The 15,912-nt window shown below is 61.0% G+C and carries 15 protein-coding genes and 5 tRNA genes; 6 read left to right on the forward strand and 14 right to left on the reverse strand.

Going from position 1 to position 15,912, the window contains the following annotated elements; all coding sequences use genetic code 11:
- Window positions 1–94: 94 nt before the first annotated feature.
- Window positions 95–304, forward strand: coding sequence for a hypothetical protein (locus tag DM374_RS33270; RefSeq protein WP_157969745.1), 210 nt, complete (start codon window positions 95–97; stop codon window positions 302–304).
- On the opposite strand, the gene DM374_RS24535 is transcribed toward DM374_RS33270, so the two are convergent.
- The 9 genes from DM374_RS24535 to gltX all read right to left on the reverse strand — a co-directional run bounded on the left by DM374_RS24535 (window position 282) and on the right by gltX (window position 5,026).
- Window positions 282–725: a GNAT family N-acetyltransferase gene (locus DM374_RS24535; protein ID WP_110972204.1), complete on the reverse strand. Its 444-nt coding sequence runs from the start codon at window positions 723–725 to the stop codon at window positions 282–284. The genes DM374_RS33270 and DM374_RS24535 overlap by 23 nt on opposite strands.
- Window positions 722–1,162 carry an acyl-CoA thioesterase gene (locus DM374_RS24540; RefSeq protein ID WP_110972205.1) on the reverse strand — a complete coding sequence of 147 codons (441 nt, stop codon included), beginning with the start codon at window positions 1,160–1,162 and terminating at the stop codon, window positions 722–724. The genes DM374_RS24535 and DM374_RS24540 overlap by 4 nt, the downstream gene beginning before the upstream one ends.
- Window positions 1,163–1,205: 43 nt before the next feature.
- On the reverse strand, window positions 1,206–2,039 hold the full coding sequence (locus DM374_RS24545; RefSeq protein WP_110972206.1) for an alpha/beta hydrolase: 834 nt from the start codon (window positions 2,037–2,039) through the stop codon (window positions 1,206–1,208).
- Window positions 2,040–2,061: 22 nt separating this feature from the next.
- Window positions 2,062–2,601, reverse strand: coding sequence for a TetR/AcrR family transcriptional regulator (locus DM374_RS24550; protein ID WP_110972207.1), 540 nt, complete (start codon window positions 2,599–2,601; stop codon window positions 2,062–2,064).
- Between the two features lie 167 nt (window positions 2,602–2,768).
- A tRNA-Glu gene (locus DM374_RS24555) sits at window positions 2,769–2,844 on the reverse strand.
- A 44-nt stretch (window positions 2,845–2,888) separates the two neighbouring features.
- Window positions 2,889–2,964, reverse strand: a tRNA-Ala gene (locus tag DM374_RS24560).
- 53 nt (window positions 2,965–3,017) lie between these two features.
- Window positions 3,018–3,093 (reverse strand) — tRNA-Glu (locus tag DM374_RS24565).
- Window positions 3,094–3,170: 77 nt separating this feature from the next.
- Window positions 3,171–3,246: transfer RNA gene (locus tag DM374_RS24570), tRNA-Ala, on the reverse strand.
- Between the two features lie 298 nt (window positions 3,247–3,544).
- On the reverse strand, window positions 3,545–5,026 hold the full coding sequence (gene gltX / locus DM374_RS24575; RefSeq protein WP_095155630.1) for a glutamate--tRNA ligase: 1,482 nt from the start codon (window positions 5,024–5,026) through the stop codon (window positions 3,545–3,547).
- A gap of 143 nt (window positions 5,027–5,169) precedes the next feature.
- Here gltX and DM374_RS24580 point away from each other — a divergent pair, with 143 nt between their 5' ends.
- On the forward strand, window positions 5,170–6,210 hold the full coding sequence (locus DM374_RS24580; RefSeq protein WP_110972208.1) for an HlyD family secretion protein: 1,041 nt from the start codon (window positions 5,170–5,172) through the stop codon (window positions 6,208–6,210).
- 49 nt (window positions 6,211–6,259) lie between these two features.
- Window positions 6,260–7,750: an MDR family MFS transporter gene (locus DM374_RS24585; RefSeq protein WP_177431603.1), complete on the forward strand. Its 1,491-nt coding sequence runs from the start codon at window positions 6,260–6,262 to the stop codon at window positions 7,748–7,750.
- Between the two features lie 64 nt (window positions 7,751–7,814).
- Here DM374_RS24585 and uvrB read toward each other — a convergent pair whose 3' ends face one another.
- Window positions 7,815–9,830 (reverse strand): excinuclease ABC subunit UvrB, encoded by a 2,016-nt coding sequence (uvrB, locus tag DM374_RS24590; RefSeq protein WP_110972210.1) that lies wholly within the window; start codon window positions 9,828–9,830, stop codon window positions 7,815–7,817.
- A 296-nt stretch (window positions 9,831–10,126) separates the two neighbouring features.
- Between uvrB and DM374_RS24595 the strand changes: the two genes are divergently transcribed.
- Window positions 10,127–11,323, forward strand: coding sequence for an amino acid aminotransferase (locus tag DM374_RS24595; RefSeq protein WP_110972211.1), 1,197 nt, complete (start codon window positions 10,127–10,129; stop codon window positions 11,321–11,323).
- 64 nt (window positions 11,324–11,387) lie between these two features.
- Window positions 11,388–11,463, forward strand: a tRNA-Asn gene (locus tag DM374_RS24600).
- Window positions 11,464–11,570: 107 nt separating this feature from the next.
- On the opposite strand, the gene DM374_RS24605 is transcribed toward DM374_RS24600, so the two are convergent.
- The 4 genes from DM374_RS24605 to DM374_RS24620 all read right to left on the reverse strand — a co-directional run bounded on the left by DM374_RS24605 (window position 11,571) and on the right by DM374_RS24620 (window position 14,553).
- Window positions 11,571–12,131 carry a DUF1285 domain-containing protein gene (locus DM374_RS24605; protein ID WP_110972212.1) on the reverse strand — a complete coding sequence of 187 codons (561 nt, stop codon included), beginning with the start codon at window positions 12,129–12,131 and terminating at the stop codon, window positions 11,571–11,573.
- 12 nt (window positions 12,132–12,143) lie between these two features.
- A complete protein-coding gene (locus DM374_RS24610) occupies window positions 12,144–12,746 on the reverse strand; it encodes a DUF4823 domain-containing protein (protein WP_110972213.1) in 603 nt (200 codons plus the stop codon).
- Window positions 12,747–12,819: 73 nt separating this feature from the next.
- Window positions 12,820–13,788: a GTP 3',8-cyclase MoaA gene (locus tag DM374_RS24615; RefSeq protein ID WP_110972214.1), complete on the reverse strand. Its 969-nt coding sequence runs from the start codon at window positions 13,786–13,788 to the stop codon at window positions 12,820–12,822.
- A 126-nt stretch (window positions 13,789–13,914) separates the two neighbouring features.
- Complete coding sequence (locus tag DM374_RS24620; RefSeq protein WP_042122274.1) at window positions 13,915–14,553, reverse strand: TetR/AcrR family transcriptional regulator; 639 nt, start codon at window positions 14,551–14,553, stop codon at window positions 13,915–13,917.
- A 72-nt stretch (window positions 14,554–14,625) separates the two neighbouring features.
- Here DM374_RS24620 and DM374_RS24625 point away from each other — a divergent pair, with 72 nt between their 5' ends.
- Window positions 14,626–15,759 (forward strand): aminotransferase class V-fold PLP-dependent enzyme, encoded by a 1,134-nt coding sequence (locus DM374_RS24625; protein WP_110972215.1) that lies wholly within the window; start codon window positions 14,626–14,628, stop codon window positions 15,757–15,759.
- The last annotated feature ends 153 nt before the right edge of the window (window positions 15,760–15,912 follow it).

A 15,912-nucleotide genomic window follows, 5' to 3' on the forward strand; every position in this document is an offset into this window, starting at 1 on the left:
ATCCTTCCCTATCTGGAGATATCAAAAATGTTCACGTTCTTTGAGCCGCTTGCTCGCCGCAACCCTCAACGCGCCGCACAACAAGGAACGGGACATGCACATCAAAAAGAGCAATTACGACATTCTCAACTTCGACCATGAGCGGCGAAGGGTGGAAACCGTGAAGCAGCAACCCGTTTCTTCGCTCGCCAGCGACGTGCACGGCCCGCTTGAAGGCTATGGAAACACCCTCGAACACCCTGGCCTTTTCCGGCGAATACGATCAGCGCTTTCACGCTGGCTCAAACCAGCCGCTTCTCCATGAACACCCGATTGAAGCCGTGTTCGGCGCCCCGGTGAGTCTCGCGATAGCCCAACCGCTCATACAGCACCACATTCGCCTGCATCGCGGCGTTGGTGTAGAGCCGGATCAGGGAGAAACCGGCTTCCAGGGCGCGGGCCTCGGCGAAGTCGATCAGCCGGCGGCCATGACCCTGGCCCTGGAAGGCAGGATTGACCGCTACGTTGGAGAGCAGCATTGCTTCCGCCTCATGAGACAGCACGAGGATTGCGCAGACATCACCGCCCTGCTCCAGCAGCCAGACCTGCTGCTGACGGATCAGGTCATCGTAATCGTCATCCAGCGGACCGGGGCGCACGCCGATACTGGCGACGTAAGGCAGATAGGCCGCGTCCACGACGCCGCGAACCGCAACGCCGTCCGCTGCTTCAGCCAGGCGAATCACGTCGGGTTGCTCAGCAGCGCCTGGCCGTAGCCCTCGAGGAATTCAGGTGGCATGCGCTTGGGTCGCCCTGTGGACAACTCGATGCAGACGAAGGTGGTTTGCGCGCGAAGCAGCGTGACGCCGTCGCTGGGGCGAACCAGCTGGAAGCGTCGGGTCATCTTCAGGCGCTGATCCCAGTCGACGATCCAGGTCGCCAACTGCAATTCGTCGTCTTCGTAGGCGCTGGCCAGGTAGTCGATCTCGTGACGGACCACCGCCATGGCCCGGTCCAGCCGGCGGTACTCCGCCAGGTCCAGACCGAGGCGCTGCGAATGACGCCAGGCGCAGCGCTCCAGCCAGGTGACGTAGACGGCATTGTTGGCATGCCCCAGTCCGTCGATATCCTCGGCACCGACGCGAAGGTCGATGACGAATGGCGTTGCCAGATCCCAGCTCATGCCCGCTCCCGTATGTGATGAACGGGCAGAGTGTAACGGATGCTTACGCCGATTGGCGCAGCGGCATGTCACTTCGCTTGAGCAGATCAAGGACGCCGGAAACCACTCGTGGATCGGCCAATACGCGCTGATGACCGCCTTGCTCCAGCATCAGCAAGCGACTGTCGAACCAGGCGTCGTGGATCACCTGGGCTTCGCTGGCCGGGACCAGCCGGTCGTCCTCGGCATGCACAATCAGGCCCGGCACGTCCAGTTGGTAACCACTGACATCAAGCTTCGCCACCGGCAAACCGACATCTCGTTCCACCTTGCGAATAAAGGCTGCCCGCGCTCGCGGCGGCAGGTTCAGGTGCCGGGCGAAACCGCGCAGTACGCCCAGCAACCGCGCCGGCCCGGCGATACTGACCACCGCTTCGGCACGCAGGCCCAGTTGCATCGCCAAAAGCACACTGGCGGCGCCCATGGAGTGACCGATCACCGCCTTGAGCGGCGGCAATTCCGCTGCGGCCTCCAGCACGGCGCGGGCAAACAGGCCGACATGCGCCTCGTCACCCGGCGAGCGGCCATGGGCCGGACCGTCCAGCGCGACGACGGTGTAACCGGCGTCCACCAGGGTTTCGATGATCTTGGCGAATTGGGTCGGACGCCCTTCCCAGCCGTGCATCAACAGGACGGTCGGTCCTTGGCCCCAGCGCAATGCCGACAGGCCGAAACGTAGAGTGATGCGCTCAGCCCGCTCCAGCACGGGCAACTCCCAGTCCCGCGGTGGGCGGGTGTAGGGCGTCAAGAAGGCGCGGTGCATCTTGCTGGCGATATGCCCAGGGACCAGACGCCCCAGGGTGCCGTTCACGCCGCGAATCCAGCTCAAGGTATTCATCGCTTTGCTCCAGAGGGGTCGCTCAAATCACCGCCGTTTTGGCGGCACGCAGGATGCGATCGGACAGATCGCTGGTGCCCAGGGCTCGCGCCAGGGCCAGGCCGCCAACCATCAACGCGATGTCGGCGAGGAATTTGTCAGCCTCATCGGGGCTGTCGACCAGTTGCGCAGTCATCATCTCGATGTGTTCGGCGAGTACGTCGCGGAAGGCATCGGGCAGTCGGGTCATCTCACTCAGGGACGTAGGCAGCGGGCAGGCATCCACGGTGGAATCACGGTGCTTGCGCGACAGATAGAACGCGGCCACCAGCGCCCGCCGGGCTTGGCCATCCAACGCCGGATCAACCTGGGACAACAAGGCGCGACGCTCGCAGAGCAACTGGCTGAAGGCTTCGAGCATCAAGGCTTCCTTGCTGTCGAAGTGGGCGTAGAAACCACCAACGGTCAGACCGGCAGCACCCATCACCTGATTGACGCTGGGATCGGCGGGCCCCTGCTGGATCAGCGCGTGACGCGCGGCATCGAGGATGCGTTCGCGGGTCTTGGCTTTCTTGTCGTTCATGGTTCGCCTCCAAAATATTATGGTTGAAATATTATGCTCATAATATTTAAAAGCAAGCCTTTTGCCCCGCCGCTTGTCGCGCACGGGGCAAAAACTTTTTCGAGGGAAAAAACAAAAGGCTCATTCAATAAGCGAATGAGCCTTGAAATCCCGCAAAGCGGGTAAAATGGCGTCCCCTAGGGGACTCGAACCCCTGTTACCGCCGTGAAAGGGCGGTGTCCTAGGCCACTAGACGAAGGGGACTTTAAACCTTCGTAAAGATCCGTTTTCACGAATCCTGGCTGAATTGGTGGAGCTAAGCGGGATCGAACCGCTGACCTCCTGCATGCCATGCAGGCGCTCTCCCAGCTGAGCTATAGCCCCAGATTTATAGCCTCGCGGCCCAGCGATCTCTTTCAACATCGCTTGTGTAAAACTGGCGTCCCCTAGGGGACTCGAACCCCTGTTACCGCCGTGAAAGGGCGGTGTCCTAGGCCACTAGACGAAGGGGACGCAACCCTTCTACCATCGACCGGCTCTTCGAACCGATCATGCCGGCAGTCGCTGGAATTGACTGCCAAGCTGGAAATTGGTGGAGCTAAGCGGGATCGAACCGCTGACCTCCTGCATGCCATGCAGGCGCTCTCCCAGCTGAGCTATAGCCCCACAATGTCGCTTTGAACTGAATCGCTTGGCTGGGTGCTTCGCGTTTCGTTTTCGTTCATCGCTGTGGACGGGGCGCATATTAAGTTCGGATCAAAGACCTGTCAAATATATTTTCAATAAAATTCAAAAACTTTTTCCTAGATAACAATCACTTACCTTCCTCGAACGGAAAAAGTCCCGTGTTTTCGGGGGAATGGCACTGCGCGCCAGGGCGCAAAGCATCGCGGGGCGAACCCGCTTCCCCGGCGATACACCGGTGAAAGCAGGTTCGCCCCGCGAAAAAAGGATGCGGCAGCGGTCAGGCGATAGTGCCCAGCAGCTTCTCCCATTCCTTGTTTTCTTTCTTCGAAACGCCGCCCAGCAGCTCCAGGGCCTGGCGCAGGCGATAGCGCGTCAGGTCAGGGCCGAGGATCTCCATGGCGTCGAGCACCGAAACCGAACTGGCCTGGCCGGTGATCGCGGCAAACATCAGCGGCATCGCGTCGCGCAGTTTCAGCTCCAGGGCTTCGACCACCGCCTGGATGCAGCCGGTGATCCGGTCTTTTTCCCACTGACGCAGGCTTTCCAGCTTCCACAGGATCAGTTGCAGAACCTGGCGCACCTGGTCCGGCGACAGCTTCTTGTGCTCGAACAGCTTGGCATCGAGACGCAACGCGCCTTCGAAGAAGAAACCGCCCAGCGGTGCGACCTGGCTGAACGTTTCCACCCTGCCCTGCACGTGCGGCGCGATCTTCATCATGTAGTCGCTGTTGAACGCCCACTTCTGCACCCGCGCGGCGAACTCTTCCACCGGCAGGTCGCGCAGCCATTGGCCGTTGAGCCAGGACAGCTTCTCGATATCGAAGATCGGTCCGCCCAGCGATACCCGTGACAGGTCGAAGTGCTCGACCATTTCGCTCAGGGAGAACTTCTCGCGCTCGTCGGGCATCGACCAGCCCATGCGGCCCAGGTAGTTGAGCATGGCTTCCGGCATGAAGCCCATGCGCTCGTAGAAGGTGACCGAGGTCGGGTTCTTGCGCTTGGACAGCTTGCTCTTGTCCGGGTTACGCAGCAGCGGCATGTAGCACAGCTTGGGCTGTTCCCAACCGAAGTACTCGTACAGCTTGATCAGCTTGGGCGCCGACGGCAGCCACTCTTCGCCACGCAGGACGTGGGTGATGCCCATCAGATGGTCGTCGACCACGTTCGCCAGGAAGTAGGTCGGCAGGCCGTCGGTCTTCATCAGCACTTGCATGTCCATGCGATCCCACGGGATCTCGACGTCACCACGAAGCATGTCCGGAACCACGCAGACGCCTTCACTCGGCACCTTCATGCGGATCACGTGTGGCTCGCCGGCCGCCAGGCGGCGCTGGACTTCTTCCTGAGACAGCAGCAGCGCGCGACCGTCGTAGCGCGGGGTCTCGCCGCGGGCCGTCTGCTCGGCGCGCATCTGGTCCAGCTCTTCAGCGGTGCAGAAGCACGGGAACGCGTGCCCCAGGTCGACCAGTTGCTGGGCGTACTGCTTGTAGATATCGCCCCGCTCGCTCTGCCGGTACGGGCCATGCGGGCCACCGACGTCCGGGCCTTCGCTCCACTCGATGCCCAACCAGCGCAGCGCGTCGAAAATCTGTTGTTCGGATTCGCGGGTCGAACGCAGTTGGTCGGTATCTTCGATACGCAGGATGAACTCGCCGCCGTGCTGCTTGGCAAAGCAGTAGTTGAACAGGGCGATGTAAGCGGTGCCGACGTGGGGATCGCCAGTCGGCGAAGGCGCGATGCGCGTGCGAACGGTGGTCATGAGAGTCTCGAACAAGAGATGAAACAAAGCCGGGATGTTAACAGGGAGCAGGCGCCGGGCTCCAGTAATGGGCGTGATCGCCACTTGTGCGGCTGGATCCAAAACTTGTTAAATTTGCTTACATTTTCGGAACGATCGTCCCCATGCCAGCTCAACTCAAGCGCCGCCTGCTGATTTTTCTTCTTCTGGTCCTGCTGATTTCCCTCGCGTTCTTCGCCCAGTGGTATTTCAAAGGCCGCTTCTACGAAAGCACTGACAACGCCTATGTCCAGGGCGAGATCACCCGGGTCTCCAGTCAGCTCGGTGCCCGTATCGACAGCGTCCTGGTGCAGGACAACCAGCACGTGAACAAGGGCGACCTCTTGGTTCGCCTGGAAGGCGACGATTTCCAGTTTGCCGTCGAGCGCGCCCGCGCCACCCTCGCCACCCGCGAGGCCGAACGCCTGCAAGCCGACAGCCGGCTGACCCAGCAATCCAGCCTGATCGCCGCCGGCCAGGCCCAGGTCTCCGCCAACCAGGCCACCCTGGGCCGCACGCAACTGGACTTGAACCGCGCCCAGGCCCTGCGCAAGCCGGGCTTCGTTTCCGAGGAGCGAGTGACTACTCTTTCCGCCGAAAGCAACGTCGCCCGCTCCCAGGTGAGCAAGGCCCAGGCCGATCTGCAGGGCCAGCGCCAGCAGGTCAGCGCACTGGAAGCCGAACTCAAGCGCCTCGATGCGCAGATCGCCACCGCCCGCACCGACCTGGCCCAGGCCGAACTGAACCTGACCCGCAGCGAAATCCACGCGCCCATCAGCGGCATGGTCGGCCAGCGTTCCGCCCGCGACGGCCAGTACGTGCAGGCCGGCGCCTACCTGCTATCGATCGTTCCCGACGAAGACATCTGGGTCCAGGCCAACTTCAAAGAGACCCAGATCGGCAGGATGCAGCCCGGCCTGCGTGCCGAACTGGTGTTCGACAGCTACCCGGACACGCCGATCGAAGGCCGCGTGGACAGCCTGTTCGCCGCTTCCGGCGCGCAGTTCAGCCTGCTGCCGCCGGACAACGCCACCGGTAACTTCACCAAAGTCGTACAGCGTATTCCGGTAAAGCTGACCTTCGCCGCCGACAACCCGTTGCATGGCCGTATCCGTCCCGGCATGTCGGTCACCGCCACCGTCGACCTGCGCAGCGATGGCCGGTGATCAACTGATCCGTCCCGTCGGCGAACCGAGCCGGCGCGACTGGATTGCCGTGATGAGCGTGATGCTCGGTGCCTTCATGGCGGTGCTGGACATCCAGATCACCAACTCGTCGCTCAAGGATATCCAGGGCGCGCTGTCAGCGACGCTGGAAGAAGGCTCGTGGATTTCAACCTCGTACCTTGTAGCCGAAATCATCATGATTCCGCTCACGGCCTGGCTGGTGCAGTTGCTCTCGGCCCGGCGACTCGCGGTGTGGGTGTCCCTCGGCTTCCTCGCTTCCTCGCTGTTGTGCTCGATGGCCTGGAACCTCGAGAGCATGATCATCTTCCGCGCCATGCAGGGCTTTACCGGCGGGGCATTGATCCCGCTGGCCTTCACCCTGACCCTGATCAAGCTGCCCGAGCACCATCGCGCCAAGGGCATGGCGATGTTTGCCATGACCGCGACCTTCGCGCCCTCGATCGGGCCGACCCTGGGAGGTTGGCTGACAGAAAACTGGGGCTGGGAGTACATCTTCTACATCAACATCCCACCCGGCCTGATCATGATCGCCGGCTTGCTCTATGGCCTGGAAAAGAAGGAAGCCCACTGGGAGCTGCTGAAAAGCACCGATTACGCCGGCATCGTCACTCTCGGCGTGGGCCTGGGTTGCCTGCAGGTGTTTCTTGAAGAAGGGCACCGCAAGGACTGGCTGGAGTCGAGCCTGATCGTCGGCCTGGGCAGCATCGCGGTGGTCAGTCTGATCACCTTCGTGATCCTGCAGTTGTCCAAGCCGAACCCGCTGATCAACCTGCGAATCCTCAAGAACCGCAACTTCGGCCTGTCGAGCATTGCCAGCCTGGGGATGGGCGTGGGGCTGTATGGCTCGATCTATCTACTGCCCCTGTATCTGGCGCAGATCCAGAACTACAACGCGCTGCAGATCGGCGAAGTGATCATGTGGATGGGCATCCCGCAGTTATTCCTGATTCCGCTGGTGCCGCAATTGATGAAGGTGATTTCGCCGAAGATCCTCTGCGCCCTGGGCTTTGGGCTCTTTGGCTTGGCCAGTTTCAGCTCCGGGGTGCTCAATCCGGATTTCGCCGGCAGCCAGTTCAACCATATCCAGATCATCCGCGCCCTTGGCCAACCGATGATCATGGTGACCATCTCGCTGATTGCCACGGCGTATATCCAGCCGCAGGACGCCGGCTCGGCGTCGAGCCTGTTCAACATCCTGCGCAACCTGGGCGGCGCCATCGGCATCGCTCTGCTGGCAACCTTGCTGGACGCCCGGGCCAAGACCTATTTCGACTATTTGCGGGAATCGGTGGTGCCGACCAACCCGCAAGTCGCGGAACGGCTGGCATTGCTGACGGAGAAGCTGGGCAGCGAGACTGCTGCACTGGGCAAGCTGAGCGAAATCGTTCATCAGCAGGCGCTGATCATGGCCTACAACGATGCCTTCCATTTCGTTGGGATCGGTCTGGCGATCAGCATGGTGGCGGTCGTATTGACCCGGAAATTGCCGCAGGGCTTGAAGGCCGGAGAAGCGCACTGAGCTGATCGCTGGCAAGCGGAGCACCGCTTGGCCAGCGACTTGGCCGTCATGAGCGACAGAACCATCACACGGTAAGCAAGCGCTCACGCAACTGGGTGATCTCATCACGCATTTGCGCCGCCGCCTCGAACTCCAGGTCCCGTGCCAACTGATACATCTTCTCTTCAAGCTGCTTGATTCGCTTGGCGATCTCGCCCGGCGAACGCAGCTCGGCTTCGTAGCGAGCGCTCTCCTCCGCGGCCTTGGCCATGCCTTTGCGCTTCTTGCTGCGCGAGCCCGGCACATTGGCGCCTTCGAGGATGTCAGTGATGTCCTTGACCACGCCTTTGGGCACGATGCCGTTGGCCAGGTTGAAGGCGACCTGCTTCTCGCGGCGGCGCTCGGTTTCATCGATCGCGCGCTGCATCGAGCCGGTCATCCGGTCGGCGTACAGAATCGCCCGGCCATTGAGGTTACGCGCCGCCCGGCCGATGGTCTGGATCAGCGAGCGCTCGGACCGCAGGAAACCCTCTTTGTCGGCGTCAAGGATCGCCACCAGCGACACTTCCGGCATGTCCAGGCCCTCACGCAGCAGGTTGATCCCCACCAGCACATCGAAGGTGCCGAGGCGCAGGTCGCGGATGATTTCGACGCGCTCCACCGTATCGATATCCGAGTGCAGGTAGCGCACCCGCACATCGTGGTCGGCCAGGTAGTCGGTCAAGTCCTCGGCCATGCGCTTGGTCAGGGTGGTGACCAGCACACGCTCTTCCACGGCCACGCGCTTGCGGATCTCCGACAGCAGATCGTCGACCTGGGTCAGCGCCGGGCGAATTTCCACCTGCGGGTCGACCAGGCCGGTCGGCCGCACCACCTGCTCCACCACCCGGCCGGCATGCTCGGCCTCGTAAACACCGGGCGTAGCGGAAACAAAGATGGTCTGTGGACTGACGCTCTCCCACTCGTCGAAACGCATGGGCCGGTTGTCCAGCGCCGACGGCAGGCGGAAGCCGTACTCCACCAAGGTTTCCTTGCGCGAGCGGTCGCCTTTGTACATCGCCCCGACCTGCGGAACGCTGACATGGGATTCGTCGATCACCAGCAGCGCATCGGGCGGCAGATAGTCGTAGAGGGTTGGCGGCGGCGCCCCGGCCGGACGCCCGGAAAGGTAGCGCGAGTAGTTTTCGATGCCGTTGCAGTAGCCCAACTCGAGGATCATCTCCAGGTCGAAACGGGTCCGCTGTTCCAGGCGCTGGGCTTCCACCAGCTTGTTGGACTTGTGCAGGTATTCCAGGCGGTCCTTGAGTTCTTCCTTGATCCCCTCCACCGCACCGAGCAGGGTTTCCCGCGGAGTGACGTAGTGGCTTTTCGGGTAGAAGGTGAATCGCGCCAGCTTGCGAATCACCTCGCCGGTCAACGGATCGAAGGCGGAGAGGCTTTCCACTTCATCGTCGAACAGCTCGATGCGGATCGCCTCCAGGTCGGATTCGGCGGGATACACATCGATCACATCGCCGCGAACCCGGAAGGTCGCACGGGCAAAATCCATCTCGTTGCGGGTGTATTGCAGGTCGGCCAGACGGCGCAACAGGGCACGCTGGTCGAGTTTGTCGCCACGGTCCACGTGCAGGACCATCTTCAGGTAGGTTTCCGGGCTGCCCAGACCGTAGATACAGGAAACGGTGGTGACGATGATCGCATCGCGCCGCTCCAGCAACGCCTTGGTCGCCGATAGTCGCATCTGCTCGATGTGATCGTTGATCGAGGCGTCCTTCTCGATGAAGGTGTCGGACGACGGTACGTAGGCTTCCGGCTGGTAGTAGTCGTAGTAGGAGACGAAATACTCGACCGAGTTGTTCGGGAAGAACGCCTTGAACTCGCCGTAGAGCTGCGCTGCCAGGGTCTTGTTCGGCGCCAGCACCAGGGTCGGGCGCTGCACCTGAGCGATCACGTTGGCGATGCTGAAGGTCTTGCCCGAACCGGTCACACCCAGCAGGGTCTGGTGCGCCAGCCCGGCTTCGATGCCCTCGACCATCAGGCGGATGGCTTCCGGCTGGTCGCCGGCCGGCTGGAAACGGGTGACGAGCTGAAACTCGGACATGACGAACCCCTGGTTAAGTGCGAATACAGGTACCTGTATTTTTAGACAGTACTTATACCCAATTGAAGGCGCCCTACGCCAGTTTCAACCCAGCGCGCAGTGCATTTCCTACTGTTGACTGAAGGATTCGACTAACGGTCGAAAAATATTCCCACAAACAGCAGGAAAAGCTGCGGCAGACTGTCGCCGTGACCGGTCGGTATCACTATACTGACTCCCCGTTTGTGCACCGCTCTAGTGCATTCGGCTGGAGCGTGCAAACCCTACTCACCCTCCAATTCAGAGCCAAGGTAATAATGAGCCTGTTTTCCGCTGTCGAGCTGGCACCACGCGATCCCATTCTGGGCCTCAACGAAGCATTCAACGCCGATCCACGTACCAACAAGGTCAACTTGGGCGTAGGCGTCTACTGCAACGAAGAAGGACGCATCCCACTGCTGCGTGCGGTCATCGAAGCCGAAACCCAACGTGCTGCACAGCACGCTTCCCGCGGCTACCTGCCAATCGACGGTATCGCTGCCTACGACCAGGCTGTTCAGAAACTGCTGTTCGGTGCCGAGTCTCCATTGCTGGCCGAAGGCCGTGTGGTGACCGTTCAAGCCGTCGGTGGTACTGGTGCGCTGAAAATTGGTGCCGACTTCCTCAAGCAGCTGTCGCCGAACGCCGTCGTCGCCATCAGCGACCCGAGCTGGGAAAACCACCGCGCCCTGTTCGAAACCGCTGGTTTCCCGGTGCAGAACTATCGCTACTACGACGCGCCGAGCAACGACGTCAACCGCTCCGGCATGCTGGAAGACCTGAACGAACTGCCAGCCGGTTCGATCATCGTCCTGCACGCCTGCTGCCATAACCCGACCGGTGTGGACCTGAGCCTGGCGGACTGGAAAAACGTCCTGGAAGTCATCAAGGCCAAAGGGCACGTTCCGTTCCTGGACATGGCTTACCAAGGCTTCGGCGACGGCATTGCCGAAGACGCCTTCGCGGTACGCCTGTTTGCAGAGTCGGGCCTGGACTTCTTCGTTTCCAGCTCGTTCTCCAAGTCGTTCTCGCTGTATGGCGAGCGTGTCGGTGCCCTGTCGATCGTCACCAGCGCCAAGGAAGAAAGCACTCGCGTGCTGTCCCAGGTCAAACGCGTGATCCGCACCACCTACTCCAACCCGCCAACGCACGGTGCCAGCATCGTCGCCGCGGTACTGAACAGCGCCGAGCTGCGTCAGATGTGGGAAACCGAGCTGGGTGAAATGCGCGGCCGCATCCACGGCATGCGCAAGCAGATGGTCGAACTGCTGGCTGAATACGGCGCCAAGCGTGACTTCAGCTTCGTCGGTCGCCAACGCGGCATGTTCTCCTACTCTGGCCTGAGCGTTGAGCAGGTTACCCGTCTGAAGGACGAGTACGGCATCTACGCACTGGACACTGGCCGCATCTGCGTTGCCACGCTGAACCAGAGCAATATTCACGTCGTCACCAAGGCGATTGTCGAAGTTCTGTAAAAATCACTGATTGCCAAAGGGAGGCTTGACTTCCCTTTAGCAATCAGTAAGATACGCCACAGATTCCGCGATAGCTCAGTTGGTAGAGCAAATGACTGTTAATCATTGGGTCCCTGGTTCGAGTCCAGGTCGTGGAGCCAAATACTGAAAACCTCCAGATGCGCAAGCACTGGAGGTTTTTTTATTTCCGACTGGAAATACTTATTGGCAGGCCTGGCGCCCGCCACCGCAGACGCCCGCCTCAGGCTCATTCCTTCCCGATGGGATAGAACACCCCTGCACTCCAGACACCCAGCCACGCCTCGCCGTCGATGTTCCGGGTGACCGCCAGATCCACCAACTCATAAAACACATTGCGATGGATCAACGCCTCGAGATTGGCGCGCATGTGCACGTAGGGCGAAGGCTCCTGAGTTACAGGATCGATGACGAAGCGCAACGGATGCTCGGGGCCGGCCTCGACCCGGTCCTCGACATTGCTGGTGAAACACAGCACCTGCTGCTCCCCGCTGCCTTGCACCTCGAGACTTACCGCGACGAACGGCGCGTCATCCACCTTGATGCCCACCTTCTCCACCGGCGTCACCAGGAAATAATCGTCACCATCCCGGCGAATGATGGTGGAAAACAGCCGCACCATGGGTTTGCGGCCAATGGGCGTCCCCAGGTAGAACCAGGTACCGTCGCGGGCGATGCGCATGTCGATATCGCCGCAGAAGTCCGGATTCCACAGATGGACGGGCGGCAAGCCCTTTTCCGCCTTGGGAATTTGCGCCAACAGGTCGTTGGCCTTGCCCGTGTCAGCCATTGTGCGTGATCCTCAGCGACCCAGACCCAGAAGCGAGCGAGCGTAGTTCTCGAGCGGCGGGCCGAGCAAATCTTCTGGCTTGTTGTCGTGGAACGTCAGCAATCCGCCGCGGCTGCGAATCCGCGCGGTATCGATCAGGTAGCGGGTGCTGGTCTCGATAAGCATCATCTGCACCACACCCGTATCGATACCGAGGCGGTCGACTGCCTGCTCGTCGTACCATTCGTCGCCGTTGCCGATACGGTTGTCCGCCTTGGCGAAGCGGGTGTAGAGCAGATAATGCGCTCCCACCGCACGCGCCTCGGTCAGCGCCTGTTCGAGGCCGATCGGGCCCTGGGCACGACGCACCAGCGGGAAGTATTCGATGAAGCCCTTGAAGGCCTCCTCCGCCACCACGTTTGGCCGCGGATAGGCGCCACCCGGCGGGACGAACGCGCCCTGGGCGATGAAAATGAATGAGTCCGGTTGCAAACGCAGCGACATCGAACGCTGGGTATCACTGTGATCGAGCAGACCGGCATCGCTCATGTGGTAACGGGCGCCCTCACCCATGTCGCTGACATTCATGCAGCCACCCAGCGCCATCAGCGCTATCAGCAGAACCAGGCTACGCATCTTTCCTCCAGGAGCCGGCGACGGAAAACCGGCGAACAGCCCGCTGATGCAGATTTTGCGCCAGCTTGCCGAGCTAGCCGCCGATGATTTTCATCACTGTGGCGCCACCGGAGAAGGCAACGCTCTGCTTGTCGCCCAGCGCCTTGACCAACAGCCCTTGCAACGCCGGCAGGGCCTGATGGCGCGGCTGGTCGAGCAGGTCGCCAATGAAATGTCGATTGCTCGACGACAGGCATCCATGAAGCCAGCCGGTGGAGGACAGGCGCAGCCGCGAGCAGGTCCGGCAGAAAGGTACGCTTTCATTGGCGATCACACCAAAGACACCCCGCCCTGGGACCCGATAACGCAGCGCAGTGGCATCGATCGGCGCTTCGGCCTGGGCGTACTCGTAGCGCTCGCCGATGACTTGCAGCAACTGCTCAAGGCCGACGAACTGCTGCAGGAACACATTGTTGTCCTTGGCCAGGTGACCCATCCGCATCAACTCGATGAAGCGCAGCTCGTAGCCATGCTCCAGACAGAACTCCAGCAACGGCAAGACCTGATCGAGGTTCTGCCCGCGCAGCGGCACCATGTTGACCTTGATCTTCATGCCTGTCGCCGCCGCCTGGGCCATGCCATCCAGCACACTGGCCAGGTCGCCACCACGGGAGATGCTCCGGAAGGTGCTAGCGTCGAGGGTATCGAGGGAGACATTGAGCCGGCGGATGCCGGTTTCGCAAAGCAAGGGAAGCTTGCGCGCCAGGAGCTGGCCGTTTGTGGTGAGGCTGATGTCGTCCAGGCCGAATCCGGCGACCGTCTTGAGGAAGGCTTCCAGCTTGGGGCTGACCAGTGGTTCGCCACCGGTTACCCGCAGACGCTCGATGCCAGCGGCCTCGATCAGGTAAGCCACGCCGCGGGCCAAGGCCTCGGCGGACAGCTCGTCCTGAGCCGCGACCAGTCGTTTCCCGTCAGGCACGCAATAGGTGCAGGCGTAATTGCAGGCGGCGGTAAGGCTGACACGCAAATTGCGAAAACGCCTGCCTTGACGGTCGACGATCATGGAAAACTCCGGCATGGATGAATCGGGCTCGCGAAACCTGACTCATAAATCAGGTTTTTGCAAGCCTCATATCCAAAGTATATTCCCGCCCTGTCGCGCCCAGTAGCGTTGTGTCGCAAACGGCTATCAGCTAGCGGAAGGCTCCGGATCGCGCTTGCGCTTGTTGCCCATGCGCACGCCTATATCCATGAGGAACTGGAAGAAACCTTCCTGATCTTCCAGAACGTTGCTCCAGAACGGCGAGTGGTACAGCGCCACGGCACCGTGCACCAGCGCCCAGGCGGCGCAGTAGTGGAAGTACGGCGGTACATCTTCCAGCTTGCCTTCGCTGATGCGCCCCTTGATCAGCAGGGTCAGACGATCGAAGTTCGAGGCACGGATCTTGTGCAGTTCCTCGACCATGTCCGGAACCTGATGCCCCTTGACCACCTTTTCTTCAAGGCGATCAAACAACCGGTAACGTTGCGGATCACGCATGCGGAATTCGAAATAGGCACGCGACAAGGCTTCCTTGTCACGGTCGACGTCGGCGGAGTGCAGCAATTGGTTCAAATCGCGCTCATAGTCGAGCATCAGGCGCAGGTAGATCTCCGCCTTGGATTTGAAGTGCTTGTAGATCGTGCCTTTGCCGATACCCACTGCATCAGCGATCATCTCGACGGTGACGCTGTCTTCACCCTGTTCGAGAAACAGCTTGAGTGCGGTATCGAGAATTTCTTGCTCACGGCGACGAAACTCACGGACCTTACGAGGTTCTTTCTGCATAAGAAGGACTGGATCAAAATCGAAGCCAAGTATTATGCCTAACTTGCGCCAAAATGCACGGATCATCCAACCATGTCTACGTTTCCTGAAGAGTTCGAACAGGCCCCGGGCCTGCGCTACCTGAATCACGCGGCCGTTGCACCCTGGCCGAAACGCGCCAGCGAGGCGGTCAGCCGCTTCGCCCGGGAAAACGTTTGGCTGGGCGCCCGCGACTACCCGGAATGGATGCTCATGGAGCAGCGTCTGCGCGAGCGCCTGCAGCGCCTGATCAACGCACCATCCACGGACGACATCGCACTGGTCAAGAACACGTCCGAGGCCTTGTCCTTCGTGGCCTTTGGACTGGACTGGCAGCCTGGCGACCAGATCGTCATCAGCAACGAGGAATTTCCGTCCAACCGCATCGTCTGGGAGGCCTTGGCGAGCCAGGGCGTCGAAGTGGTCCAGGCCGACCTCAAGGGTGACGACCCGGAAGCCGCATTGCTGGCGGCCTGCGGCCCACGAACCCGACTGATGTCGATCAGCTCGGTGCAGTTCGCCAGCGGCCTGCGCATGGACCTGGTGCGCCTGGGCCAGGGCTGCCGCGAGCGCGGCGTGCTGTTTTGTGTCGACGCTATCCAGCAGATCGGTGCCCTGCCCTTCGATGCGCAAGCCTGCCAGTGCGACTTCGCCATGGCCGATGGCCACAAATGGATGCTCGGCCCGGAAGGCCTTGGGCTGTTCTACTGCCGTGCCGAGGTTCGCCCGCAACTGAAGCTCAGCGAATATGGCTGGCACATGCTGGAACACATGGGCGACTACAACCGTACCACTTGGGAACCTGCTCAAAGCGCCCGGCGCTTCGAATGCGGCAGCCCGAACATGCTCGGCGCCGCAGCGCTCGAAGCCAGCCTTTCATTGCTTGAAGAAGTCGGCATGGAACAGGTCGCCGCCGCTATCGCAGAACGCGCGCGCTGGCTGCACGACGGACTCGGCGCGATCCCCGGCGTGCGCTTGCACAGTCCGCAGGATCCGGCACGTCGCGCCGGCATCGTGTCTTTCAGCATCGATGGCGTGGATAACGCGGAAGTTCATCGGCGATTGAAGGAAAATCAGGTGGTATGTATCCCGCGGGGCATGGGGGTGCGTTTTTCCCCACATTTCTACACCGAACGCCGCGTAATCGACGAAACATTGGCAATAGTGCGAGAAATTGCAGAGCGATGAGTGCTCAGCAGCGACGGGCGTATTCCAAATCTGTTTAAAAAACGAGCAGTTGCTGCTGGAAGCCTATCAATCCTGACTAATACTTGAACTGTCGGCGTGGCACATCCCCCCAAGTGTCGCGCCGGTAAAGGTGATCATGGAGTGTTCGCCTTT

The sequence above is a fragment of the Pseudomonas huaxiensis genome, assembly GCF_003231275.1.
Classification (GTDB): Bacteria; Pseudomonadota; Gammaproteobacteria; order Pseudomonadales; family Pseudomonadaceae; genus Aquipseudomonas; species Aquipseudomonas huaxiensis.

Excerpts from the sequence above, each read along its gene's own strand:
- DM374_RS33270 (WP_157969745.1), top strand. The coding sequence starts at position 95 with ATGCACATCAAAAAGAGCAATTACGACATTCTCAACTTCGACCATGAG.
- DM374_RS24615 (WP_110972214.1), bottom strand. The coding sequence starts at position 13,788 with ATGATCGTCGACCGTCAAGGCAGGCGTTTTCGCAATTTGCGTGTCAGC.
- DM374_RS24540 (WP_110972205.1), bottom strand. The coding sequence starts at position 1,162 with ATGAGCTGGGATCTGGCAACGCCATTCGTCATCGACCTTCGCGTCGGT.
- uvrB (WP_110972210.1), bottom strand. The coding sequence starts at position 9,830 with ATGTCCGAGTTTCAGCTCGTCACCCGTTTCCAGCCGGCCGGCGACCAG.
- DM374_RS24545 (WP_110972206.1), bottom strand. The coding sequence starts at position 2,039 with ATGAATACCTTGAGCTGGATTCGCGGCGTGAACGGCACCCTGGGGCGT.
- gltX (WP_095155630.1), bottom strand. The coding sequence starts at position 5,026 with ATGACCACCGTTCGCACGCGCATCGCGCCTTCGCCGACTGGCGATCCC.
- DM374_RS24595 (WP_110972211.1), top strand. The coding sequence starts at position 10,127 with ATGAGCCTGTTTTCCGCTGTCGAGCTGGCACCACGCGATCCCATTCTG.
- DM374_RS24620 (WP_042122274.1), bottom strand. The coding sequence starts at position 14,553 with ATGCAGAAAGAACCTCGTAAGGTCCGTGAGTTTCGTCGCCGTGAGCAA.
- DM374_RS24610 (WP_110972213.1), bottom strand. The coding sequence starts at position 12,746 with ATGCGTAGCCTGGTTCTGCTGATAGCGCTGATGGCGCTGGGTGGCTGC.
- DM374_RS24580 (WP_110972208.1), top strand. The coding sequence starts at position 5,170 with ATGCCAGCTCAACTCAAGCGCCGCCTGCTGATTTTTCTTCTTCTGGTC.
- DM374_RS24625 (WP_110972215.1), top strand. The coding sequence starts at position 14,626 with ATGTCTACGTTTCCTGAAGAGTTCGAACAGGCCCCGGGCCTGCGCTAC.
- DM374_RS24605 (WP_110972212.1), bottom strand. The coding sequence starts at position 12,131 with ATGGCTGACACGGGCAAGGCCAACGACCTGTTGGCGCAAATTCCCAAG.
- DM374_RS24550 (WP_110972207.1), bottom strand. The coding sequence starts at position 2,601 with ATGAACGACAAGAAAGCCAAGACCCGCGAACGCATCCTCGATGCCGCG.